2 protein-coding genes and 1 pseudogene are annotated in these 1,248 nt (G+C 67.0%); 2 read left to right on the top strand and 1 reads right to left on the bottom strand.

Annotated features, from left to right (window positions below; all coding sequences use genetic code 11):
• Window positions 1–326 (bottom strand): annotated as a pseudogene (locus tag CCN72_RS17930) (DUF2637 domain-containing protein); the annotation flags it as partial.
• Here CCN72_RS17930 and CCN72_RS17925 point away from each other — a divergent pair.
• Both CCN72_RS17925 and CCN72_RS38095 read left to right on the top strand, forming a co-directional pair.
• Window positions 325–768, top strand: a complete 444-nt coding sequence (locus CCN72_RS17925; RefSeq protein ID WP_244174296.1) for a hypothetical protein — start codon at window positions 325–327, stop codon at window positions 766–768. The pseudogene CCN72_RS17930 and the gene CCN72_RS17925 sit on opposite strands and share 2 nt — an antisense overlap.
• A 412-nt stretch (window positions 769–1,180) precedes the next feature.
• A partial coding sequence (locus CCN72_RS38095) for an aspartate 1-decarboxylase (RefSeq protein WP_143664125.1) occupies window positions 1,181–1,248 on the top strand: 68 nt, incomplete at its 3' end.

Here is a 1,248-nt window from a genome sequence, read left to right as displayed (position 1 = left end):
CTCCGGGTACGGGCCAAGGTGGGTGGGGTGTGGAACTGGGCGAGGAAGGCGGGGCCGACGTGGCCCCAGCCGAGCAGCAGGAGCGGGGCGACGGTGTCCAGGCAGGCCCGTCCGTAGCGTCCTGCCAGCAGCGGTTCTGCGGTGTTCAGCGCGAGCGTGAACAGGCCGCACAGGTGCAGCAGCCGGGTACCGGCCTTCAGCTCACACTTGGGAACGCCGCGCAGGGCGAGGAAGCGCAGGGCGACCAGGAGCCCGACGACGGACAGGTCGACCATGGGGGCGATCAGTGGCGCGATCGGGTGAGGGACGCCAGAGAGGGGCGTCATGACCGACTACCTGGCCGCCACCATGACGATGCTCGGCCCGGCCCAGAACCGTTACACGGATCCCGCCGCCTGGGACCGCCTCCACGCAGAGCTCGGCATCCGGCTGCCGACCGACTGCAGGACCCTTGTAAACGCGTATGCCCCCGTCCAGCTCAACGGCACCTCTATCTGCGGCCACCCCGCGACTGAGCGCTGGAATCTGAGCCAACACATACGGGACAAGGTCCGCGCCTGGTCCGATGTGTGCTGGGGCGACCTCGACCCGGAGGATGACCCCCGCCTGCTGTTCGGGCTCGCGGAGTTGACTTTCGGCACCTGCGACGGACTGCGACCGATCGCAGGCACCGACCGAGGCGAAACCCTGTTCCTCGTCGCCGCGCACGGCACTGTCCGTGACTCCTGGTCGAGGACGGCGAAGGCGGCTGGGCACGGTACGACATGAGCTTTGCCGAATGGCTCTACCGCTATCTCGTCGGCGAAGACATGGCTGGACCCGACACAGCCGACTTCCACCCCGGCCCGCTCCAGCTGTGCCGGCTCCCGATGACCGCCGACGAAAGGCCAGAGCAGTGGAGCGGGCCTGGTTGCGGCATGTAATCCCACCGCCCGACAGCCATCGTCATCCACCGGGCTGCCTGGAAGACCGAACGAGACGATCTCCAAGACCAGTTGGCAACCTGCCCCGGATCTCTCGACAGCCTGCTTCGTGCAGAGCGCGCAGGTGAGAAGCCCGCTCGCCGCGGCGCACGATGTTGTGGATGGAAAGCCTTCGGGCGCAAGACTTGCCGATGTACAGTGAAAGGCGCCCCTGACCTGCAGAAAGCAGGCGGGGAGCCGTCTTTCAGGAGTCCAAAGTGCTGCGAACCATGTTCAAGTCCAAGATCCATCGCGCCACCGTCACCCAGGCCGACCTGCACTACGT

Source organism: Streptomyces murinus (assembly GCF_002154555.1).
GTDB classification, from domain to species: domain Bacteria; phylum Actinomycetota; class Actinomycetes; order Streptomycetales; family Streptomycetaceae; genus Streptomyces; species Streptomyces murinus.
Note: the sequence above shows the minus strand (reverse complement) of the source record. Positions and strands in the feature narration are given on the sequence as shown.

Bases quoted from the DNA above. Each gene is read 5' to 3' on its own strand.
- CCN72_RS17925 (WP_244174296.1), top strand. From the start codon at position 325: ATGACCGACTACCTGGCCGCCACCATGACGATGCTCGGCCCGGCCCAG.